Below are 8,125 nucleotides of genomic sequence, written 5' to 3'. Positions count from 1 at the left end.
GCCTTGTTGTCACCGATGTCACCGATAAAGATGCACGTTTTATCAAAACACTTGCCTACGCTTATATCTTCAAAGTCAGAACGTTTAACACCAGTTCCGTTAATTTTTATTTTTTGCGTATTGTCTCCCTTTTGGTCTGTTATGTAGAAGTACTGACCGCCACCGGAATCGTTAATATGATAAAGCCTATCAGGAAATCTCCTTGAAGCTTCGATTCCGCTTGCCTCATCAATAAGATTGTGATCAATTACCCCTACTTTTTTAGGTTTGCTCCACTGAGAACATAGCTCAGCAGTTGTGCTACTAAGAGGCGTGAATAAGAATATGAGCAAAAAAATTGTTGATATATATGGAATTTTCATAGTCGTCATGTTCTCAATATATACAATAAAATTTTAAGTACGATGATTATCAGGCAAAATACTTTCAAATATATTATCAAATTCTATCGATATGACTAGTAAAATAATAACTGGCAGCCGCTCCCCATTTAAAGGAGAGATTACTCCACCTGGAGATAAATCTATTTCACACAGATCCTTAATGCTTGGGTCATTGGGTGATGGAATATCTGTGGTAAAAGATTTTTTAATCTCAGACGACACGCTGTCTACCGCTAATGCAATGAGGGCGCTTGGGATTTCAATCAATATTAATGGAACTGATGTTCAGATAGATGGTAGGGGAGCCCATGGACTCTCTGAACCCAAAGAAATAATTGACTGCGGCAACTCAGGCACGACCACAAGATTGCTAACAGGCTTATTAAGTGGACAAAATTTTACATCAACACTCACAGGGGATCAGTATCTTCAAAAACGGCCGATGAAAAGAGTGGTGGATCCACTTACGAAAATGGGTGCTCGGATCACAGGAAATGAGGACGGAAATAAATTACCTCTTACAATTACTGGTACAAAACTGACCGGGATTAGCTATGAGCTGCCTGTGGCTAGCGCTCAGGTGAAGTCGGCAATCCTTCTTGCCGGAATGTATGCTGATGGCGAGACAGAGGTAATAGAGCCAGAGGCATCAAGAGATCATACTGAGCGTATGCTGAGTTATCTAGGAGTACCGATAGAAAAATCCGGCAACACAATAAAAATCAGTAGAATTAGTAACATAAGTTCTGCAGAAATAATTGTGCCTTCTGATATTTCTTCTGCAGCATTTTTTATGGTTGCGGCATTAATCACCCCGGGCTCAGATATTCTAATTAAAAACGTAGGCATAAATCCTCTTCGCACGGGAATTGTGGAAATTCTAAAAGCCATGGGCGGCAATGTAAGTATTGAAAATGAAAGAGATCTAAATGGAGAGCCGGTTGGGGATATAGTTGCTCGATCAAGTGAGCTTCATGGAACGAGAATTGGAGGAGATCTTATCCCCAAAGCAATTGATGAACTGCCGCTTATCTCAGTTGCTGCAGCTTTTGCACAAGGAGAGACGGTAATTAATGACGCCGCAGAGCTTAGAGTTAAGGAAACTGACAGAATCCATGCAATGGCATCTGAGCTAGGCAAGCTGGGGGTAGAGGTAGAGGAATATGATGATGGCATGTCAATTAAAGGAACTGACTCTTTAACAGGGGCTACATGCAGAAGCTGGGGGGATCATAGAATAGCTATGTCAATAGCCATTGCGGCAACAAGGGCTAAGGGCGAGACTCAAATTGATGATGCGGACTGTGTTTCTGTTTCTTATCCTGGTTTTTTTGATGTTATTGATGAACTTAGGCGTTAAATGAATTATCCTAGTATTAAATATCACAAAAAATCATAATGAAAAAAGGTCTCATAATAACTATCGACGGCCCCTCAGGAGTCGGCAAGAGCACAGTTGCCAAATCTGTGGCAAACGATCTAGATCTTTTGTATCTGGACACAGGAGCGATGTACAGAACAGTTGCACTTCAGGTTAAGAGGAGGCCCGTAAATATTAATAGCGAAAAAGAACTTTCAGACCTACTGAACGGTACAAAAATTGATTTTGTCAGAGATAATAATTTGCTAATAGCTAGGCTTAACGGTGAGGATGTAACAAAAGAGATAAGAAGCCCAGAGATTTCAAAAATCTCATCAGATGTGGCAACAAAAAGCCTGGTCAGGCAAAAACTTGTGGAGCTGCAAAGGCAGATAGGTGTAAACGGCAGCTTAGTGGTAGAGGGAAGAGACATGGGAACATATGTTTTCCCTCAGGCTGATTATAAATTTTATTTAGACGCGACTCTAGAACAAAGAGCAATTAGAAGAGAGAAACAACTGTTAGAAAACAACATTAAAATAGACATAAATAAGTTAATAAAAGATATAGAATTAAGGGATAAACAGGACATGGAGCGCTCAGAATCTCCCTTGCATCCGGCTACGAATGCAGTAATAATAGATACTACGAATCTTAATACCGACGAAGTTATTAACAGAATTATTACGGATGTTAAAGGTGATTAACTACTCCTACACTACCTAATTCTAATTCTAACAATGAAAATCGACCGGTAAATTTGATTAGATCTAATTAATAGAAGGCAGGGCTATGGTAGAAGAGAAAAACTTTGCAGAACTAGTAGATGAAAGTATGAATGCCCCCGATCAGGGGAAATTATTCACTGGTGTAGTGGTAAGGGTGGATAAGGATGATGTGTTTATTGACTTCGGTTCTAAATCGGAGGGAGTTGCTCCAACTCAAGAATTTTTCGGAAAAAGCGGTGAATTAGAGGTTGAAGTTGGCGATGAAGTTGAGGTAATGCTTGAGCGCTATGACCATGGACTTCCTCGTCTTTCCAAGAGAAAAGCTGGACTAATTAAAGAAAACAAAGTAATTCAGGATAAATTCGATAGCGGAGAGCTCATAAAAGCTATAATAAAACAAAAAGTTAAAGGCGGTTTTATAACAGATATTGGAGAGACTACAGAAATTAGAGCTTTTCTTCCCGCATCTCAGCTCGATATTAGACCACAGGGCGATTTAGACAAATTTGTTGGTCAAGATATTGAAGTTCGTATTATCAAGTTTACTAACAGAGACATTGTCGTATCAAGAAGAGTTTATTTGGAAGAACAAAGAGAGAGCATGAAAAAAGAGACTCTCTCAAAACTACAAGAAGGCATTGAGGTTCAGGGTAAGGTCGTAAACATGATCAACCAAGGCGCTTTTGTAGACCTCGGCGGTCTTGAAGGATTTATTCCTATTGGAGAGATTTCGTGGGGAAGAATAAACCACCCGAGTGATGTGCTTACCCAAGGCCAAGATATTACTACTAAAATCCTAAACATTCAGGGCGAGGAAAAAGTCACACTCAGTCTAAAGGCCTCAACACCAGATCCTTGGGATTCTGTTAGTGAGAAATATAAACCCGGATCTCAGATTAAAGGTAAAGTGGCATCACTTATGGATTTTGGAGTTTTTGTAGAACTAGAGCCAGGCATAGAAGGACTTGTTCATGTCTCTGAGATCACTTGGACAAAAAGATTCAGGCATCCAAAGGAAATAGTTGAAGCAGGAAGCATGGTTGATGCTATCGTAATTGATGTAAACCCTGAAAATAGAAGAATATCTCTTAGTTTAAAAAAGATCGAGCCTAGTCCATGGCAGACTTTTCAAAATGAAAATCCACCAAAGACCGTTCTGAAAGGGAAAATCCGTAACGTTACTGACAGAGGTATTTTTGTAGAAGTTGCCGAGAACATTGTCGGGCTTGTAAGACCAGACAACATCTCATGGGCAGGAAGAGTTAACCCTGAAGAGGAATACAAGAAAGGCGATGATATAGAGGTTGTTGTACTTAATGTTGATGAGAAAAATGAGAGAGTAGGTTTAGGGGTTAAACAGCTCTCAGGAGATCCTTGGGAGGATGCGCAGCAAAAGTACAAACAGGGTAAGTCTGGAGTTACTGGTAAAGTGAAGGAGATCAGAGACCGCGGCGTAGTAGTTGAGATTGATGAAAATACTGAGGGTTATATTAGGGCTAATGAGCTAAGTGAAGAAAGAGACGACGACGCTATTAAAAAACTAAGTGTTGGAGATGAAATAACTGCCCAGGTAACTGGGTTTGATAGAAGAAACAGACAGATCAACTTAAGTGTTAGACGCTACACCCAACAGCAGGAGAAAGAAAGAGTGTCTGATTTCAATTCATCACAAGCAGAACCAAGCGCAACTCTTGGTGATCTTCTTAGCGAGAAGTTAAATTCAATCAATAAAGACGAGGTAGTCTAAACGTGAGGGGCTTGTTCCTTACAATAGTCATACTTTTTCTAATAGGATTTATATTTGTTGCTGGAATTGGTACTGCATTGCTCTTTTCCGGTAAAGGCAGTTTCACATCTGGTGATAAAGTTGCTGTACTAAGAGTCCACGATGTTATCTTAGACTCTCAAACATACCTAGACAGCATAGAAACCATCTCCAAAGATAATAAAATAAAAGCTATTGTTGTGAGAATAGACTCTCCTGGTGGGTCTGTAGGTCCTTCACAGGAAATTTATAGCGAACTAAAAGAACTTAGAGAAACAAAGCCGATAGTTGCCAGCATTGGAGATGTTGGTGCGTCCGGCGGATACTATATAGCCTGTGCAGCCGAAACAATATATGCAAACCCCGGGGCGATCACTGGAAGTATTGGCGTAATCGCACAATTTGCAAGCTACGAAAAACTTCTTGAATGGGCGAAGGTAGACGTTGAAGTCATTAAAAGCGGCAAGTATAAAGATGTGGGATCATCATTTAGACAAATGACTCCGCAAGACAGAGAGTATCTTCAAGAACTAATTGATAATGTTTATTCACAGTTTAAATCTGCAGTTGCAGAATCAAGAGGTCTTGACAGTAAAGAAATTGACAAAGTTGCTGACGGGAAAATATTCACTGGCGAGCAGGCGCTTGATCTTAAGCTCATAGACGAGCTAGGAACCATAAACGATGCGGTAAGCAAAGCAGCTGATCTTGGAGGCATTGACGGTAAACCAACAATAGAAAATTTTCCAAAGAAAAAATTTAGCTTTCAAGATTTTTTAAACTCTAAAATTGATACGACAATATTATCAGGTGTTCCCACAAGGGGCCGTTTTGGACTTTTCTATCTTGTCGATATAATTAACTGAATATGAAGACGCTTTGGGCTCCTTGGAGAATTGAATATATAACCGGGGAAAAAAATGAGGGATGCATTTTTTGTAACAAGCCAAAGGAAGGAAAAGATAAAGAAAACCTCATTTTATATAAAGGTGAGAGTAGTTTTATAATCATGAACCGCTATCCATATTCAAATGGGCACCTGATGGCAGTCCCTTACAGACATACGAACAATATGTCTGAGCTGAATGAAAACGAAAGGCTTGAGCTTATGAATCTGACAACAAAATGTATTGAGATCTTAAATGTTATGAAACCAGACGGTTTTAACGTAGGCATGAACCTTGGTACTGCAGGCGGCGCTGGGATTGATGATCACCTTCATTTCCATATCGTTCCCAGATGGAGCGGTGATACAAACTTTATGCCTTTGATTGCAGATGTTAAAGTTATGCCGGAGTATCTAGAAGATACATACGAAACATTAATACAAGAAATATAAACTAACTGAGAGGTGAGTTATGAGATTTATAAGATTACTAATCATAGTTTTAATAATTATTTTTTTCGCCATTATATATACTCAAAATCTTGATGTGTTCACTCACAAATTTGAGTTACAGATGGATCTAAACCAATACATGGTTGGTCCTTATATCACTCAAAATGTGGTGCTCATCCTTTCAGCGTTTGTCTTAGGTGTAGTGGTATCAATCATTTTTGGAGCACTTCAGTTTATATCCGCGGGATCTGACTCAAGACAAAAGAGCAGAAGAATAAAAGAGCTTGAAGCCCAAGTTGCTGAGCTATCAGAGAGTAGGAACACGCCAGCAGCTCAGCCGGCTCCTGCGCCCGAGAGCGGAAGCGATGAGGGCGGGTCAAACCCATTTTCATCTCCTTCATAATAAAGAACTAAGTTATACTAAGTGATATGAGTAATGCAGCTAAACCAAACATAAGAAAACCAGGCTGGATAAAAGCAAAGTTGCCAGCAGGTGACAATTATGTCCGCCTTAAAAATTTGACTAAAGAGCTGAACCTGCACACAGTTTGTCAGGAAGCTCGTTGTCCTAATATCGGAGAGTGCTGGAGCGCGGGAACGCTCACTTTTATGATCTTGGGCGATACATGTACAAGAAGCTGCGGTTTTTGCCATGTGAAAACAGGTAAGGGCCCCGAGCTAGACTGGGAAGAGCCTAAGCGCGTGGCGCAAGCTGTAAAAAGCCTGACCCAAAACAATGCAAATATAAGTCACGTTGTAATTACATCTGTGAACAGAGATGATAAAAACTATGACAGCGCAAAGATTTTCGCTCAAACTATAACAACAGTCAGAGAATATAATCCCGATGTAAATGTCGAAGTTCTAATTCCAGATTTCAAAGGAGACTCAGATGCGCTTAAATTAATATTAGATGCGCGTCCTGAGATTTTAAACCACAACATTGAAACTGTACCAAGGCTCTATAGGCTTCAGCAAACAACACAAAGCGGAAGAAAACGCTCAGTAAGACCGCAGGCAAATTACGCTTGGTCTTTAAAATTACTTTCTGACAGTAAAGCGCACGGTCATGAGTCTATGCTTACTAAATCAGGCATTATGGTTGGACTAAGTGAAGAAATGGATGAAATCATTCAAACACTTAGGGATCTAAAAGAAGTAGGCTGCGATATAGTAACTATTGGCCAGTATCTGCAGCCAACAATCGACCACCTACCGGTATCAAAGTTCTATCACCCGATGGAGTTTGATTCACTAAAAGCATACGGTGAAAACATTATTGGAATACCCCATATTGAGGCAGGCCCGCTTGTGAGAAGCTCATATCATGCCGAAAAGCAGGCGATCAAACTAAATGCAGATAATTCATCTCAAATTGAAGCTGATCAAGCTCAAAATTTGAGCGTTATATAAAATAAACACCTTGATAAATCCTTAAAAGCATTTAACATCTTGCTCTATGAAGTATGTAATACTGCAGGGCGATGGAATGCCGGACCATTTGCTGCCAGAGCTGGACGGAAAAACCCCACTAGAGGTAGCAAACACACCTAATTTAGATAAGATTGCCAAATGTGCCACAAAGTTTGGAATGGTAAAAACCATACCAGACCCCCTACCACCGGGTAGTGACGTAGGAAACCTTACGGTGCTCGGTTATGACCCTATGATTTATTATACGGGACGCTCTCCTCTTGAGGCTGCTAGCATGGGAGTTTCACTAGGTCCAACAGATGTAACGCTTAGATGTAACCTGGTGACATTAGCTGAGCAGCACGGCAGCACAATAATGGAGGATTATAGCGCAGGTCACATTTCCAATGAAGAGGCAAAAGAGCTAGTAATGTCTCTTAAAGAAGAGCTTGAGGAAGACAATTTTAAGCTACACCCGGGTGTAAGCTACAGACACTTACTGGTATGGACGGGGGGAAATAAGGAAATTGTAACTACACCCCCGCACGATATTTCAGGAAAAGAAATAGCTTCTCATGTACCTAGCGGAGGAGGCTCTGAGAAACTAAATGAGCTGATTGAACAATCCAGAGAAATCTTAAAAGAACATCCAGTTAATAAAAAAAGAATCCAAGAAGGCAAGAACCCAGCGACTAGTATATGGCTTTGGGGAGAGGGAGTTGCTCCAACAATGCCTACATTCAAAGAGCTCTATGGTCTTACTGGCTCAGTTATATCTGCTGTTGATCTGGTTAAAGGAATAGGAAAATACGCAGAGCTTGAAGTCATAGATGTGCCGGGCGCGACTGGATATCTGGACACAAACTACGAAGGCAAAGTTGATTATGCACTAGAATCTCTCAACGAACTGGATTTGACAATGATTCATATCGAATCCACCGATGAGACCGGTCATATGGGTGATGCAAAGCTTAAAATTCAGGCAGTTGAAGATTTTGACGGCAGGGTCGTGGGCAGAGTACTGGATGGCATAAAGAAGTTTGGAGATTATAAAATTCTAGTTATGTCAGATCACCCAACCCCTATAGATATTAGAACTCATATTAATGAGCCGGTTCCATTTGCCATATATAACTC

Annotated in this window: 9 protein-coding genes; 8 read left to right on the top strand and 1 reads right to left on the bottom strand. The window is 40.4% G+C overall.

The annotated features are described in order from the left end of the window. Positions 1-362, bottom strand: a 362-nt coding sequence (locus tag AAF462_07790; GenBank protein ID MEM7009018.1) for a hypothetical protein, incomplete at its 3' end; no start/stop codon positions are given. Between the two features lie 91 nt (positions 363-453). Between AAF462_07790 and aroA the strand changes: the two genes are divergently transcribed. The 8 genes from aroA to AAF462_07750 form a co-directional block, all read left to right on the top strand. After that, positions 454-1,743 carry a 3-phosphoshikimate 1-carboxyvinyltransferase gene (gene aroA, locus AAF462_07785; GenBank protein MEM7009017.1) on the top strand — a complete coding sequence of 430 codons (1,290 nt, stop codon included), beginning with the start codon at positions 454-456 and terminating at the stop codon, positions 1,741-1,743. Between the two features lie 38 nt (positions 1,744-1,781). Continuing rightward, positions 1,782-2,450, top strand: a complete 669-nt coding sequence (gene cmk, locus AAF462_07780) for a (d)CMP kinase (protein ID MEM7009016.1) — start codon at positions 1,782-1,784, stop codon at positions 2,448-2,450. 85 nt (positions 2,451-2,535) lie between these two features. Next, positions 2,536-4,218, top strand: coding sequence for a 30S ribosomal protein S1 (locus AAF462_07775; protein MEM7009015.1), 1,683 nt, complete (start codon positions 2,536-2,538; stop codon positions 4,216-4,218). 11 nt (positions 4,219-4,229) lie between these two features. Then, entirely contained in the window at positions 4,230-5,102 is an 873-nt protein-coding gene (sppA, locus tag AAF462_07770) for a signal peptide peptidase SppA (protein ID MEM7009014.1), read from the top strand. Positions 5,103-5,104: 2 nt separating this feature from the next. Then, complete coding sequence (locus AAF462_07765) at positions 5,105-5,575, top strand: HIT domain-containing protein (protein ID MEM7009013.1); 471 nt, start codon at positions 5,105-5,107, stop codon at positions 5,573-5,575. Between the two features lie 19 nt (positions 5,576-5,594). Then, on the top strand, positions 5,595-5,978 hold the full coding sequence (locus AAF462_07760) for a LapA family protein (protein MEM7009012.1): 384 nt from the start codon (positions 5,595-5,597) through the stop codon (positions 5,976-5,978). A gap of 26 nt (positions 5,979-6,004) precedes the next feature. Then, positions 6,005-6,988 (top strand): lipoyl synthase, encoded by a 984-nt coding sequence (lipA, locus tag AAF462_07755; GenBank protein ID MEM7009011.1) that lies wholly within the window; start codon positions 6,005-6,007, stop codon positions 6,986-6,988. A 46-nt stretch (positions 6,989-7,034) separates the two neighbouring features. Continuing rightward, the coding region (locus tag AAF462_07750) for a cofactor-independent phosphoglycerate mutase (GenBank protein MEM7009010.1) at positions 7,035-8,125 on the top strand (1,091 nt) is incomplete at its 3' end.

It is taken from the genome of Thermodesulfobacteriota bacterium, from assembly GCA_039028315.1.
Lineage (GTDB): Bacteria > Desulfobacterota_D > UBA1144 > Nemesobacterales > UBA2774 > CR02bin9.
Note: the sequence above shows the minus strand (reverse complement) of the source record. Positions and strands in the feature narration are given on the sequence as shown.